The organism is Limnobacter olei, assembly GCF_029087225.1.
Lineage (GTDB): Bacteria > Pseudomonadota > Gammaproteobacteria > Burkholderiales > Burkholderiaceae_B > Limnobacter > Limnobacter olei.
The window spans coordinates 204,001-218,118 of sequence record NZ_JARFJD010000002.1 but is presented as its reverse complement, the minus strand read 5'-3'; the positions used below and the strand labels follow the sequence as shown (position 1 = coordinate 218,118).

Here is a 14,118-nt window from a genome sequence, read left to right as displayed (position 1 = left end):
CCTTTAAATGCTCTTGACCATGCGATAGATGATCGCAGCGCCAGCAATTTGCAAGATACCTGCGACAAACAGCAGCATGCGGCCGGTGTCGTCATTCCACATGGTGCCCAGGTATGCCGGGTTCAGCGTCAAGATAATGCCGGCCAGTGCGGGTGTTAAGCAGCACATGAACACGGCCGACATACGGGCTTCGGATGACATTGCCAGCATTTCCTGATGGTGTTGCTCTCGATCGCGCAGGTACTGTGCAAGGCGACCCAGCAAAATATCGCTCTTGCCACCGTAGTTCAGTGCCAGTGCCACAACGGATGCAATCAATTTGAATTCGCTCAGCCCATACACCCGCGCAAGGCGGTGCATGGCCTGGTCCAGTTCCAGGCCTGCATACTGCATTTGAACAGCCAAGCCAAGCGCCTCTTTCAAGGGTTGTTCGGCATTTTCAAGCGCGGTATTGAATGACACGGTCAGGCTGTAGCCCACAGCACTGACACGTACCACGCCATCTAGAAAGTTGGGCAACTGCCCCAGCATCTGCAGCCTGCGTTTGCGTTGGCGATACAGCACATAAGCGGCAATGCCCAGAATGGCGAGAATAAGTGCGCCGGCGGCGCTGGCTGAACCCCGAAAAACGAAGGCTGCAAGTGAAGGTATCAAGGTAACCATTGCCACGCGAATGCCCAAGGTGCGGTCAATCGTGAGGCCCGCTGAAATCAGGCTGTCTGTGATCCATTGCGGAATATATTTTTTGCGCAGTGGGTCTTTTTCTAGCGCCAGTGGATCTCGGGACTTGCTCAGCGCTACATCGAGCCGGCTTTCCGCCAATTTGCGGTTTTGTTCTTCAGCACCCCGGCCCAGCAACAGCAGGGCCAGGGAAATGAATACCAAGGCAGCGGCGATCAGTCCGAATGTCATGTCAGGCGGATATGCGAGATTTTCGGGTTTTTGGGGTAGGGCACTACAGGCACCCAATTGTCCAGTTCCTGACCATCGGGGCCGAGTCGGCTTTCATGGCGATACAGGTCTTGAAGCAAAATATTGTCGTCCACAATGCCCGCCACTTCCGTGATGCTGTAAATGCGGCGCTTGCCCGAGGGCAGGCGAACAATTTGAACAATCAGGTCGAGCGCCGAGGCAATTTGCCGTCGCAAACTCATTTCATTGCCGGTGAAGCCAGCAAAGCCTGACAACATTTCAAGCCGGTGCAAACAATCGCGAGGCGTCGAGGCGTGAATGGTTCCCATAGAACCATCGTGGCCTGTGCTCATGGCTTGCAGCATGTCGAGCACTTCAGCGCCGCGTACCTCACCCACCACCACGCGGTCGGGACGCATACGCAAGCTGTTCTTGACCAGGTCGCGAATTGAAATTGCACCGGCCCCTTCGTGACCGCCCGGGCGGCTTTCAAGCCGAACCACATGGTGGTGGTTCAGTTGTAATTCAGCAGTGTCTTCAATGGTAATCAAACGTTCACCAGCTGGAATAAATTCAGCCAGCACGTTGAGCATGGATGTTTTTCCGGTGGATGTTGCACCGCTCACCACCAGGTTGCAGCGTTTGCGAACGGCTTCCTGCATCAATTCATACACGCGGGCATCAAAGGTGCCCAGGCCCATGAGGTCTTCGGCGCGCAGTGGTGTGCTTCTGAATTTGCGAATGGAGACCACCACGCCATCGCGAGCCAGTGGGGAAATGATGACGTTGATCCGGCTGCCATCGGGCAGGCGGGCATCCACCATGGGGCTTGATTCATCCAGCCTGCGGCCCAGCGGTGCCAGAATGCGTCGAACAATTCTCAAGAGGTGAGCGTTGTCGACAAAGCGGGCCTGCACACGTTCCATACGGCCCATTTTTGAGACATACACGTCCTTGTAGCCGTTAATCATCACGTCTTCAACATTGGGGTCAGCCAGCAAGTCTTCAAGAGGGCCAAAGCCCGCAATTTCCTTGTACAGCGAGTCGGCCACGAAGGCCACTTCAGAATCGTTCAGGGGAATTTGCTTGCCATAGATCAGGCTTTGCACTTCGCCCTGAATAAATTTTTCAAGGGCGCTATTGTCCATTTTGGCGAAGGTAGCGCCTTTCTTTTCGATAATGGCCAAAATATGTTCATGGGCCATTTCTTTCACGTCGGCCAGCACCGCAGAGTCCATGTCGCTGACTTTGGCAGTGGCAAACTGCAAGTCCTCTACGGCGTTTGCGGCATTGGACACCGAGTTTGCAAGACGCTCGGGTTCTTTGGGTATTGGGAGTGGCGCTTCCTGGCCGAAAATGATTTCACTCATTTGTTAAACCATTTCTTGAATGTACCTGCAAGGCCGCCCTGGCCGTCAAGGTGTTTGCGGTTCGCATTCACTTTGTCGAGCAACTGGGCCACTGCTTTGGCGTACGGGTCTTTCGAGTCAGCAGCAGACAACACCTGGCCGCCATTGACTGCATTAATCAGCGGCGCTCGTCGGTCGGGCAGGGTGTGTACTGTTTCAATGTTCAGTTTCTTGGCTATCGATTCAGCGTCGAGTGCAACATCTTTGTGATAGGGCGTGACCACCAGGTCGAATGTCTGGGTTGCAATGCCTTTGTCGTTCAGGCTTTTGATCAACTCGGCGGCAGTCACAATGCCCGGCACCGACTGTGGTGTAAGCACCATGGTGGCATCGGCGCTTCTCAACAGGCTGGCCACAAATTCAATGTTCGAGAACCCGCACAAATCAATCACGATATTCTCGAAAAAGGATTTGATCAGGTTCAAAAATTTCAACGCATCGGAGGCGGAAATGTCCCGAAGGTCCGCCAGGTTTCGCGGCAGTGAAAGTATCGCCACGCCAGTGGCATTGTTGCGGCGAAAGGCGGTTTTTGCCAAGGTGGCGTCAAAGCGTTTCAGATTGCGCACGCATTCTACAAAGTCCATTGCGCCTTGCTTGTCTTCGGCAGGCAAGTGCACCAGGCCGTCGCCCAAAGGCAAACCAAAATCAAGCAGCAAGGTGCTGTCCTTGTTTTGTTTGGCCAGTTGCACGGCCAGGTTGACCGCCAGTGTGGTGGAGCCCACACCTTGCCGTCCACCCAGCACTACCAAGGCGTAGCCCTTGCGTTCATTGCTTTGCTTGGGCGCTTTTTCAACCACGCCTGTCAGAATTTTTGTAACTTCCCCTGCGCTGGAATCCAGGCTTAAAAAGTCTTTTACACCCGAGCGCAAGGCATTGACCACGTCTTCCGTGGAGTCTTTCGAACCCATGGCCACCACGGGCAAGTCGGGTGCCAGTTCGCGCAATTCTTTGACGATCAGGCTGGCGTCCAGGCCCACTTGAGGCGAGTAATCCACCACGGCCATGCTGGGCGATACCAAGCCCACGCGTTTGGTAATTTCGCTGAACGTGCCTGATTCGCGCACCAGCATGAAGCGGTCACCCACCGCGTCTGACAGCCAAAGCCAATTGGCGTCAGACCCACTGATGAATAATATTCGGGGCATGCTTTGTTGCATCGCTAATTCCCCTTAATTGGTGGTGAAGCCAGGAACAGGCTCTTTTGCGGAAGGCAGGAAGAGTTGGCCCCACACGCTGCGCGGGCGCATGCCCACATTTTGACCGGGAAGGGCCAAAGCGGGTGCGTCTGCTGCACGGGGTTTTACAAATCGCGGTGTCACAATAATCAGCAATTCCTTGTCTTCCCGGCTGTAGGTGTTGCCTTTGAAGAAGGCACCCAGAATCGGAATTTCAGACAACCAAGGCACACGGTTGGCGTTTGCAATAATGTTTCGGCTGATCAAGCCGCCGATGACAAAGCTTTGGTTTTCGCCCAGTTCAACCGTGGTGCTTGCACGGCGGGTCAAAATGGCGGGAACCAGCACACCTTGAATGGAGGTACCGCGAGAGAAGTCGAGATCGCTGACTTCGGGCGACACTTTCAAGGCAATTGTTTTGTTCGACAAAATGGTGGGTGTGAAACTTAAACCCACACCAAACTTCTTGTACTCAATGCCAATGGTGCCGTTGCCGGAAGGCACGGGAATTGGAATTTCGCCACCCGCTAGAAACGATGCATCCTGGCCAGATTGAGCAATCAATGAAGGTTCGGCGAGAACTTTGGCATAGCCGTCGGCTTGAAGGATGTTCAGACCCGAAACCAGATCGCAGGTGCGTGGACCAACAGGCGTCGGGTTAAGCGCGCCAATTACTGCCTCTCCAACGCACCCCGCACCATTAAAAGCCAAAGAGAATGCATTCGATACACCGCCCGAACCGCTCACACTTGCCGGCCCCGCAATTGAGTATGTGAATCCACCACCATTAACTTGGCCTGTCAGGTTAATCCCCAAGCGTTGCAATTCACTGCGTGTGAATTCAACCACCTTCACATCCACTTGCACTGTGCCTGATGTTTGGATGGTGGCTTGGTCAATTAGTTCTGCAGGTTTGCCGTCACTACCGGGCTTGATCAAACTCTCGCGCGCTTGCTGATAGGTGCTTACATTGGGCGTGGAGCCTGACAGTTTCAACACCTGCCCTTCGGTTTCAAGGTTCAAGTCTTTCAAGGTAGAAATGGTTTCAGCGGCCTTGCCGGTGACTGCCACAGTGATCACCCGGGCCATGCTGGCACCGCGGTCCCAAATCAGCAGCGACGTGGAACCTGTTTTCAAACCAGTGACCAGCACACCCGCATTTTTGCCACCGCGGTCGGTGGGTTTAAGCACCGTCACGGAAGCAATCGTGGGATCGCCAATCGACACCCGTGCAGGAATGCCGGGCAAGCTGATCACTTTCTGAAAACCTGTACTCAAGGTGAGTACAAAAGGCGCTGCGCTGCTGGGTGCCGCGGGGGTTTGCCCCACTGCAATTTGGGGGCTGATCAGCCCTGCGCAGGCTACCAATGAAATTGCTGCGACCACGCTTTTCAATGTGATGTTGTTGTTCTTCATCGCGCTGTTTCCCGGGTTGTTTCACCACCGCGAATGACTTCAACGGTTGCCGGTTCTGCCGGGCGTTGCGTAGTTTGCGCGGGTTTCTTGTTCTCTTTTGTATTGCCGCTACCGGGCAACATGGCATTGTTCAGCGATGTGCCCGCAAAGGCTTTGTCGCTTGGGCTGAGTTCAATCGGTGGCTGTACCTTCAATACCTTGCCATCCGGACCTTTGACTGGAACAGGCTTCAATACTGTGTCCGGTTGAGGATACTTGCTCGTGTCAGGCAGTTCTTCTTCTTCGGGGCTGCGCAACACCACAAACAATTCGCCTTGGGTTTGTGCAATGGCCAGCGCGTTAATGTCTGCGGTAGGCACTTCCACCATCATGGCTTTCAAGCGCACGGGGCGATTGTTCACGTCTTTTTCATTTGCCGCATTCGTAGTTTCTGGTGCATTGACCAGTTGAGAGCCCACAGACAGAACACGCAGCTTGGGCATGATCAGTCTTGAAATTGTTTCTTCAATATCGCGGCTGTTGGATTTGAAAATCGAGAACACATCAACATAATCACCAGCCTTGATTTTGGCGGTGGCCACGTTGTTCTCATCCAGACGCAAGGCAAAAGCGCGGTAACCTTCACGCACTTCAGCAGCCACTGCGCCAGATTCAAAATACTGATTGGTCACTGGCAAGCCTTTGCCAATATTGAACAAAGGTTTTTTGCCGATTACATCGCCGATGTCCGTGAAAGCGCCGCTGGGTGCGATTGCAAATTTTTCAACCTTCAGCATTTCGGGGGTGACGGGCTTACCGAATTGAATTTCAACAGTGCTCACCACCACCGGGAATCGCTCAAGTTCGGTTTTGATGGTTTCTCCACCCTTCTTCACGTTTTGGCCCGATAAAAAGGCCATGACCATGAAAATCAATCCGATTCCCAATAGCAGCAGTGCGAGTATTTTTGTTTTTCCTGACATGTCGCGAAGGGCTCCCGGAAGAAATTACAATGCGTCGGTGTTCTGGTAAAGAACCACAGCGCTGGCGCTGAGTTGTTCTGGAAAAAAAGTGTCTGAAAAAGGAATGTTGGACAAAAACGGATTCTCGGAAGTATTAAAAAACCCCCGAAACTCCAGGCAACTCAAGGCCGGGTTGGTGCCGGCGCCCAAGGCGTTGCCACAATCTGCTGCACCAGCCAATTGGTCGGTTGAAAAACTAAAGCCAGCCGGGTACATCGCACTGGGCAGGGAATTCAACAACAATTGCCTGGCCGCAGCTTCCGGGTCGGCAGTGCTTCCCGCAACAGCCACGCTTCGCGCAGCTTGAGATACGGCTGAGCTAAGCGTATGTTGCACCATGAACAGAAGGCTGTATCCCACAATCGCAAAAATGACAGTGAGCACAACCGGCAACATCAAAGCCAGCTCCACGAGCTGGGCACCGCGCTGTTTGAAAGTGCGGTGGCCGAGTGCAGAGCCGACTTTAAATGAGAGCTTCATGCCTGATTAGTCTCGCGGGTGTTAGCCGCCGCTACCAGTAAGGGTGTTCACGATGTTTGTGAATGCAGTATCCAAACCATCACCCAAAGTTGCAAAACCAGCCACTGCTAGTGCTACCACCAAGGCCGCGATTACTGCGTACTCGATCAAGGAGGCACCTTCTTCCTTGCGTTTCAAAACCAACTGCTTATTTGCTGCTTTGCTCATGACATTCACTCCTTTGTGAAAACATCGAACTCTAGGTCGAATTCCCCCATATTAGGGGTACTCCAAATGGATCAAAACCAAGATCAGACTGTGAATTGCACCGTCTATTCACAATTTTGATCCCAAGGACCACAGCAATCTTAGGGAATTACACCCAAACTGATTACCCCTTGTGAGTTACGATAGTAAACCAAGTCTGTGACTTGTTGATTAGTACCATTAGAAACAATTTGCCTTTGATGAATTATTCATGCAAAAGACCAATCTACCCAGAGCCCTTATGGGGCCCCTCCATGCTGTAATCGGTCTGGTCACCGGCGGGGTGCCTGTTTCCAAAGAGCCTGGCAAGGCCAAACGTCCATATGAGCGCTCGAAAGAGATTACGCAAAAAGCCTGCGCGAAGGCGGCTGCTGTGTCGGGCAGCCTGGCTTTGCCCGTGGGTCCGTTGGGAATGCTCACCGTGCTTCCCGACCTTGTTATTGTGTGGCGGATTCAGGCGCAAATGGTTGCCGACATTGCGGTGGCATTTGGCCACAAAAAACCTTTGACCGAGCAAGACCTGATGACCTGTCTTTTTAGCCATGTGGCGGGCACAGCCCTGCGCGAATATGAAAGATCAATTCCACTGGAGCATGAGGAGAAAACCGGAAAATCGGTACTTGATTTGATCGACCGCTTCACCCGAAGTGGCAGCCGGGATGTTGCAGTAAGGGTCACCAAGCAGATTGGGCAGGTGGTGTTTGAGCGGGTGGCCAAACGCACTGCGTCGCGAATTGTGCCTTTGGCTGGGGCTGCAGTGGTGTCGGCCTACGCAGCGCTGGATACCAAAGAGGTGGCGCGCACCGCGGTGGAAATGTTTTCAGGCGAAAAATTACCAGCTCGCAAAAACAAAAAAAGTTATCCACGGCCTGAGGAAATGTTCAATGTGGACAATGTAAAGGACATTCAACCCGACCAAGGGGCTTGAACGCCCGCGGGCTCTGTGTAACACTCAAGCAGAGCCTCGTGTTGCTCACAAGGCAGTTACAAGGCACCTCGCACTCGCAGAAACGCATCCGTTTCGTGGAGGAAAGTGGTCATGAATGCCCCTCAGTATCCGCTGTACCGCGCAGTCACACTCAGTGACAAATACACCCTCTCCCAAGGAAAAATTTACCTGACAGGCACGCAAGCGCTGGTTCGACTCATGTTGCTTCAGTCTGAACTGGATCGCATGAATGGTTTGAACACCGGTGGATTTGTGTCGGGTTATCGCGGCTCGCCGCTGGGTGGCGTAGACCAGGCTTTTTGGGCGGCAAAACAGTTTCTTAAGCCTGCGAATATTCATTTTCAGGCGGGCGTGAATGAAGACCTGGCTGCAACTGCAGTGTGGGGCAGCCAGCAACTTAACCTGTTTCAGGGCGCAACAGTCGACGGTGTGTTTGGCCTTTGGTATGGGAAAGGGCCGGGCGTTGATCGAAGCCTGGACGTGTTCAAGCATGCCAATGCAGCAGGCACATCCAAACACGGCGGTGTATTGCTGGTGGCTGGTGATGACCACGCCGCGAAAAGCTCTACCCTGCCGCACCAGTCTGACCATGTGCTGAAAGCGGCCATGATTCCGGTGCTGTTTCCAAGCAATGTGCAGGAAATTCTCGACTTCGGTGTGCTTGGTTATGCAATGAGTCGCTACGCCGGTGTATGGGTTGGCATGAAGGCGGTGGCCGATGTGGTGGAGTGTTCTGCCACTGTAGATATTGACCCCAACCGACACCAGTTTGTGTTGCCCACCGATTTTGATATGCCTGAGGGCGGTTTGAATATTCGCTGGCCCGATACAGCCCTGGACCAGGAGGCGCGTTTGATTGATCACAAGTTGTATGCCGCGCTGGCTTTTTGCAGGGCCAATGGCATTAACAAAACCGTGATTGATTCGCCCTCGGCGCGTTTTGGCATTGTGGCCACGGGTAAAGCATTTCAAGACACTTTGCAGGCCTTGAATGATTTGGGTTTGAACCCGCAACGTTGCGCAGAAATAGGTTTGCGGGTGTACAAGGTCGGCATGGTGTGGCCGCTAGATGCAGTAGGCATAAGGGAATTCGCCAAGGGTTTGCAAGAAATTCTCGTGATTGAAGAAAAGCGCCAGTTGGTGGAATACCAAATTAAAGAGGAGCTTTACGCATGGCGCGAGGATGTACGCCCCAAGGTGTACGGCAAGTTTGATGAAAGGCTTTCGGAGGACGGTCGCGAAGGCGGGGAGTGGTCTCTGCCACAAGGCAATTGGTTGTTGCCCAGTCACTACGAGCTAGACCCCGCATTGATTGCCCAGGCCATTGCCAAACGCCTGCGGCACGTGCAGTTGCCTGCCGATATCAAAACCAGAATTGACCAGCGGATCGCCGCCATTGCGCACAGCCATGACGTGGGTCACTCGACGCATTTACCCGTGGAACGCAAACCCTATTTTTGTTCGGGGTGCCCGCACAACACCTCGACGAAAGTACCTGAGGGCAGCCGTGCCATGGCTGGCATTGGGTGCCATTACATGGCCGTGTGGATGGACCGTAATACCCAAACCTACACACAAATGGGCGGCGAGGGTGTGCCCTGGATAGGGCAGGCGCCTTTTACACAAACCCAACATGTGTTTGCCAACCTGGGTGATGGCACCTATTTTCACTCCGGTATTCTGGCCATTCGGGCCAGCGTTTCAGCAGGCGTGAATATCACCTACAAGTTGCTTTATAACGATGCCGTGGCAATGACTGGCGGACAACATCTGGATGGCACGCTCACCGTGCCACAACTAACCCGCCAGCTGGCTGCCGAAGGCGTTGCCAAAATTGTAATTGTCAGTGACAACCCCGCGCCACACCTGCGCAATGTGCCGGACGATCCAAAGGCCGAGGGCATTGAAGTGTTTCACCGCCGGGACATGGACACAGTTCAAAAATTGCTGCGCGACATCAAAGGCACTACAGTGCTTGTGTATGAGCAAACCTGTGCTTCGGAAAAACGCCGCAGGCGCAAGCGCACCGACCCGGTTACAGGCCAAGTGCAGTTCCCGAACCCTGCAAAGCGCGTGTTGATTAACCCGCGAGTGTGCGAGGGCTGCGGTGACTGCTCCAAACATTCCAATTGTTTGTCGATCGAGCCCGTATCAACGCCCTGGGGTGTTAAACGCACTATTAACCAATCCACCTGTAATAAAGACTACAGTTGCCTTGAAGGCATTTGCCCAAGCCTGGTGACGGTAGAAGGTGGTGAGTTGCGAAAGCCCGATACTTCAGCGCAGCACAGCGCGCTGGCCAAAGCTTGCGCCAGTCTTGTTGAGCCTCAATTTCACATTCATCCTGATGAACTGACTCAACGCCATGCCGTGCTGATCAATGGCGTAGGTGGCACAGGCGTGGTCACCATTGGCGCATGGCTGGGCATGGCCGCCCATTTGCAGGGCATGGAGGCCTTGGCACTGGACATGGCCGGGTTGGCGCAAAAGGGCGGTGCCGTGTTTTCGCATGTGCAGTTTGCCCCGGCGGGCAACGCTTTGGCATCTTCCAAAATTCCCGTGGGCGAGGCTGATTTGATGATCGGCGGCGACCTGATCGTGTCTGCGCATGAAAGAACACTGGAACTACTGAATGGCACCGCATTTGCGGTGGTGAATACCGACACGCCACCCACAGCCGATTTTATCGCCCAGCGCGACTGGTGCGCACCCGTTGAACAAATGCACACCGATATTGCACGGGCCTTGAATAACCCCGAGCAACGTTACACGCCGATTCGCGCCCAGTGGCTGGCCGAGAGGCTGTTTGGCGACACCGTGTATGCCAATGCACTGCTGCTGGGCGCCGCCTGGCAACGCGGTTGTTTGCCCTTGCACCTGGCTGCCCTGCGCCAAGCCATTGAATTGAATGGCGTGAAGGTGAATGAAAACCTGCTTGCCTTTGATGCCGGCCGTGTGGCGGTGTCAAAGCCTGGGTTGCTTGAACAGATGTTGGAAAAGAACTTTGCACCCACCCGTCAGTTTGAAAGCGATGACGAGAAGCTGATGCGTTATCAAGCTGAATTGACGCGGTATCAAAACAGTCAACTGGCAGAGCGCTTCAAAGCCAGGGTGTTGCCCTTGCGTACCGGCTTTGAGGCGCTTGGTTTGAAGCACCAGTGGATGCGCCTGTGCAGCACCTATTTCAAATTACTGGCCTTCAAAGACGAGTTTGAGGTGGCCCGTTTGCACACTAATTCCGAGTGGAAACGGCAGACCATGGCGCAATTTGAACCGGGTGCGAAGTTGTATTTTCATTTCGCCCCCACTTGGTTGGCTGGGCACGGCCACCGGCCGCGGAAAATAAAACTGGGCCCCTGGATTGACCCGGTACTCAGGGTTTTGGCGGGCATGCGTCGCTTGCGAAACACGATATTTGATCCATTTAGAGGAAGTTTAGAGCGTAAAAACCAGACTTTACTGATAGGTTGGTTTGAAACCTGGTTGGAACTGATGCACAATAATCCTTCAATGTTGCAGCACAGCAAACAGACCGATCATCTTCTTGACCTGTTTAATCAGGTGAAAGGATTCGGTCAGGTTCGTGCCCAATCGTTTGAACAAGTGCGGTTCGAGATTCAAAAGTCCGTCGAAAACAAGCACAACCTGGATCAGCATGACCAAAGCAGACAACAAACCTGAAACCAAAGTCACCAAACGCAAGGAAACCAAGCGCTCTGAAAAAGTTTTACCCGATGCCTTGGTACCCGAGAGTCAGTGGGAAATTTTAGGCCAGGCCTGCATGGTCAACGGCAAGGCAGTTCGCTTGCGACAATGGCCAACGCGTTATGGCGACATGCCTTCCAAAGAAGACATGCACGAGCGCGTCGATCAATTGTCGGAGCGATTGAATCACCTGCTGACCTGTCTGTATGCACAAGGCGAACACAAACTGCTTGTCATTTTGCAGGGTATGGACACTGCAGGAAAAGACGGCGCAGCTCGAGCCATCATGCGTTCAGTGCACCCCATGGCATTGCGTATGGTGTCATTCAAAGAGCCCTCCGAGCAGGAAGCAGCGCATGATTTTTTGTGGCGGGTTCACCCCCATGTGCCCGGCGCAGGCCAGTCGGTCATTTTCAACCGTTCACATTACGATGGCATCATCATGCCGATTATTCACGACAATGTATCGGCCACCTGGCTTGACGAACGCATTCGCCAGGCCAATGACTTTGAGCGCTTATTGGTCGAGACTGGCACCACAGTCTTGAAAATATTTCTGAATATTTCCCGTGAAGAACAACACCAGCGCATGATCGAACGTTGGGAAACACCCGACAAGCGCTGGAAGTTGACCGAAAAAGATCTTCACTGTGGCGAAAACTACAGCATGTATGCCAATGCCTATGAACAGGTGCTGGAAAAAACCTGCACCAAGCAGGCACCCTGGTGGATTATCCCCGCCGATCACAAAGGATTCCGGAACATGCTGGTGGCCGAAATTTTGGTTGGCACGTTAGAGCGCATGGGCCTGGCTTGGCCCGAGCCTGACCCGGCTGTGGCCAAAAGCGAGTTCTGGAAAAAGCCGTCAACCGGCCAGGGAGCATAACCGTTATCTGGATTCCCAAACAACATTCGATAGGGGACTTTAACCATGAATAAAAATACATTGAAACTTGCCGTTCTTAGCAGTGCCCTAATGTTTTCTGCCTCAGCTATGGCAGTGGGCCTAGGTGTTAACACAGGTGTTGGCGTGAAAGCCGAAGTGCCGGGAGTGTCTTTGAATGCAGACGCCAAGGCCAAAGCAGATGCCAAAGCAGATGCAAACGCAAATGCCGACTTGAAAGGCAAGTCCAGCGCGGCCGTGAAAGGCGCGAAGTCTCAAGGCGATGAAATGCGCAGTGAAGCTGGCGCTTTGCATTCTGAGGCCAAAGGCGAAGTGGGCAAGCGTACAGGTCAACTGGAATCCGCTGCAGATGTGAAAGCCAAAGCTGACGTGAAAGCCGATGTCAAGGCTGGCGGCAAGCTGAAAGCCGACAAAAAATAATCAGAGCTTGCGTATTTTCTCGAGCGTGGCGGTGGTGCTGCGCTCGTGTTCAAACGCGATGGACAGCGCTGTGCCGCCCCAACTTTGAACTTCTTTGGCACCCACCATTTTTTCAACAGGCCAATCACCACCTTTCACCAGCACGTCCGGGCGTGCCGCCAGAATGGCGTTCAAAGGCGTGTCTTCTTCGAAGTAAGTAACCAAGGCTACGCATTCCAGTGCGGCAAGCACATGCATGCGGTCAACTTGGGTGTTGATCGGGCGGTCTGGTCCTTTGCCCAGGCGTTTGACTGATTCGTCGGAATTGACTGCCACGATCAGGCTTTGGCCCTCTTGTGCTGCCTGGTCAAGGTAAGTGACGTGTCCACGGTGCAACAAATCAAAAACCCCGTTGGTAAACACCACGGGGCCTTTGAGTTGTTTTGCACGCTCAGCAAGCTCGCTGGGGTGGCACACTTTTTTTTCAAAGCGAGCCGGTTTTCCGGTTGTTGTCATGGTGCAATCAAATCAGGCTGCGTTGCCAACGGGCGGCTCGGTTGCGCCCAAGCGCGCCATCACTTCCTTGCGGTAGCGGTTCAGGTCTTGCACCGATTCAAAAGTGCGTTCAAACAGCAAGCTCATGTTGTGCAAAATACGGTCAACCACTTTCTTTTCCCAATCGGCATCAAAACGAATTTGACCATCCAGCCAGTTTTCCAGCCAGTCGGGATCTGGCAGGCGGCTTTGCACCGTGTCGTTGGGGAACAGGTCTTTGTTCACATGCAGATTGGTGGGGTGCAAAGGCTTTTGGGTGCGGCGTGCCGAAGCCATAAGCACACCAATTTTGCTGAATGCCGCACGTGCACCATCGCCCACTTCCACCAAGGCTTTTTTCATGTACCGCAGGTAAGCGCCGCCGTGGCGTGCTTCATCGTGGGAAATAATCTTGTAAATTTGCTTGATCACAGGCTCCGTGTGCCAATCGGAGGCGCAGCGATACCAGTGGTTCAAACGAATTTCGCCGCAGAAGTGCAGCATCAGTGTTTCAAGGGGGGGCGCCGGGTCAAATTCAAAGCGCACGGCGTGCAACTCTTCTTCGGTGGGCAGCAAATCGGGGCGGAAGCGGCGCAAATATTCCATCAAGACCAGCGAGTGCTTTTGCTCTTCAAAAAACCAGATTGACATGAAGGCCGAGAAGTCGCTGTCGTGTTTGTTGTCACGCAAGAACATTTCTGTGGCGGGCAAGGCCGACCACTCGGTAATTGCGTTCATTTTGATGGTTTGGGCCTGCTCTTCAGACAACTTGGAGGCATCAAACTGATCCCAGTTGATGTCCTTTTCCATGTTCCAACGAACGGACTCCAATGACCTGAATAACTCTGGATACAACATGTTGCTCCACCTTCACTGAATAGATTTGATTTTGTGATTTTAACAAGACATGTCATGAAGCGCATGAAGATTTGGTGACACGGGGCGTTTATGTGCACATGTGTACGCCGAAACAGGTCTGATTCCCGCT

The 14,118-nt window shown here is 53.4% G+C and carries 13 protein-coding genes; 4 read left to right on the top strand and 9 right to left on the bottom strand.

Annotation, left to right across the window (positions count from 1 at the left end):
* Nucleotides 1-3: 3 nt before the first annotated feature.
* The 7 genes from PY990_RS01145 to PY990_RS01115 form a co-directional block, all read right to left on the bottom strand.
* Nucleotides 4-912, bottom strand: coding sequence for a type II secretion system F family protein (locus PY990_RS01145; RefSeq protein ID WP_275270042.1), 909 nt, complete (start codon nt 910-912; stop codon nt 4-6).
* On the bottom strand, nt 909-2,150 hold the full coding sequence (locus PY990_RS01140) for a CpaF family protein (RefSeq protein WP_105029804.1): 1,242 nt from the start codon (nt 2,148-2,150) through the stop codon (nt 909-911). The genes PY990_RS01145 and PY990_RS01140 overlap by 4 nt, the downstream gene beginning before the upstream one ends.
* A gap of 128 nt (nt 2,151-2,278) precedes the next feature.
* Nucleotides 2,279-3,466, bottom strand: a complete 1,188-nt coding sequence (locus tag PY990_RS01135; protein WP_275270041.1) for an AAA family ATPase — start codon at nt 3,464-3,466, stop codon at nt 2,279-2,281.
* Between the two features lie 24 nt (nt 3,467-3,490).
* Entirely contained in the window at nt 3,491-4,912 is a 1,422-nt protein-coding gene (locus PY990_RS01130) for a type II and III secretion system protein family protein (protein WP_275270040.1), read from the bottom strand.
* Nucleotides 4,909-5,874 (bottom strand): Flp pilus assembly protein CpaB, encoded by a 966-nt coding sequence (gene cpaB / locus PY990_RS01125; RefSeq protein ID WP_275270039.1) that lies wholly within the window; start codon nt 5,872-5,874, stop codon nt 4,909-4,911. Before cpaB ends, PY990_RS01130 begins: the two co-directional genes overlap by 4 nt.
* Before the next feature lie 24 nt (nt 5,875-5,898).
* The gene (locus tag PY990_RS01120) at nt 5,899-6,393 is read right to left on the bottom strand and encodes a TadE/TadG family type IV pilus assembly protein (protein ID WP_275270038.1); all 495 of its coding nucleotides are present in this window, start codon (nt 6,391-6,393) and stop codon (nt 5,899-5,901) included.
* A 21-nt stretch (nt 6,394-6,414) separates the two neighbouring features.
* Complete coding sequence (locus PY990_RS01115; protein WP_275270037.1) at nt 6,415-6,600, bottom strand: Flp family type IVb pilin; 186 nt, start codon at nt 6,598-6,600, stop codon at nt 6,415-6,417.
* Between the two features lie 250 nt (nt 6,601-6,850).
* Here PY990_RS01115 and PY990_RS01110 point away from each other — a divergent pair, with 250 nt between their 5' ends.
* The 4 genes from PY990_RS01110 (at nt 6,851) to PY990_RS01095 (ending at nt 12,617) form a co-directional block, all read left to right on the top strand.
* The gene (locus tag PY990_RS01110) at nt 6,851-7,567 is read left to right on the top strand and encodes an EcsC family protein (RefSeq protein WP_275270036.1); all 717 of its coding nucleotides are present in this window, start codon (nt 6,851-6,853) and stop codon (nt 7,565-7,567) included.
* Nucleotides 7,568-7,678: 111 nt separating this feature from the next.
* A complete protein-coding gene (locus tag PY990_RS01105) occupies nt 7,679-11,269 on the top strand; it encodes an indolepyruvate ferredoxin oxidoreductase family protein (protein WP_275270035.1) in 3,591 nt (1,196 codons plus the stop codon).
* Nucleotides 11,244-12,179, top strand: coding sequence for a PPK2 family polyphosphate kinase (locus tag PY990_RS01100; protein WP_275270034.1), 936 nt, complete (start codon nt 11,244-11,246; stop codon nt 12,177-12,179). The genes PY990_RS01105 and PY990_RS01100 overlap by 26 nt, the downstream gene beginning before the upstream one ends.
* A gap of 45 nt (nt 12,180-12,224) precedes the next feature.
* Nucleotides 12,225-12,617, top strand: a complete 393-nt coding sequence (locus PY990_RS01095) for a hypothetical protein (protein ID WP_275270033.1) — start codon at nt 12,225-12,227, stop codon at nt 12,615-12,617.
* On the opposite strand, the gene rfaE2 is transcribed toward PY990_RS01095, so the two are convergent.
* Together rfaE2 and PY990_RS01085 are read right to left on the bottom strand one after the other, a co-directional pair.
* The gene (gene rfaE2 / locus PY990_RS01090; protein ID WP_171097834.1) at nt 12,618-13,112 is read right to left on the bottom strand and encodes a D-glycero-beta-D-manno-heptose 1-phosphate adenylyltransferase; all 495 of its coding nucleotides are present in this window, start codon (nt 13,110-13,112) and stop codon (nt 12,618-12,620) included. It lies immediately after the preceding gene.
* 12 nt (nt 13,113-13,124) lie between these two features.
* Nucleotides 13,125-13,988, bottom strand: coding sequence for a ferritin family protein (locus tag PY990_RS01085; protein WP_040512948.1), 864 nt, complete (start codon nt 13,986-13,988; stop codon nt 13,125-13,127).
* Between the last annotated feature and the right edge of the window lie 130 nt (nt 13,989-14,118).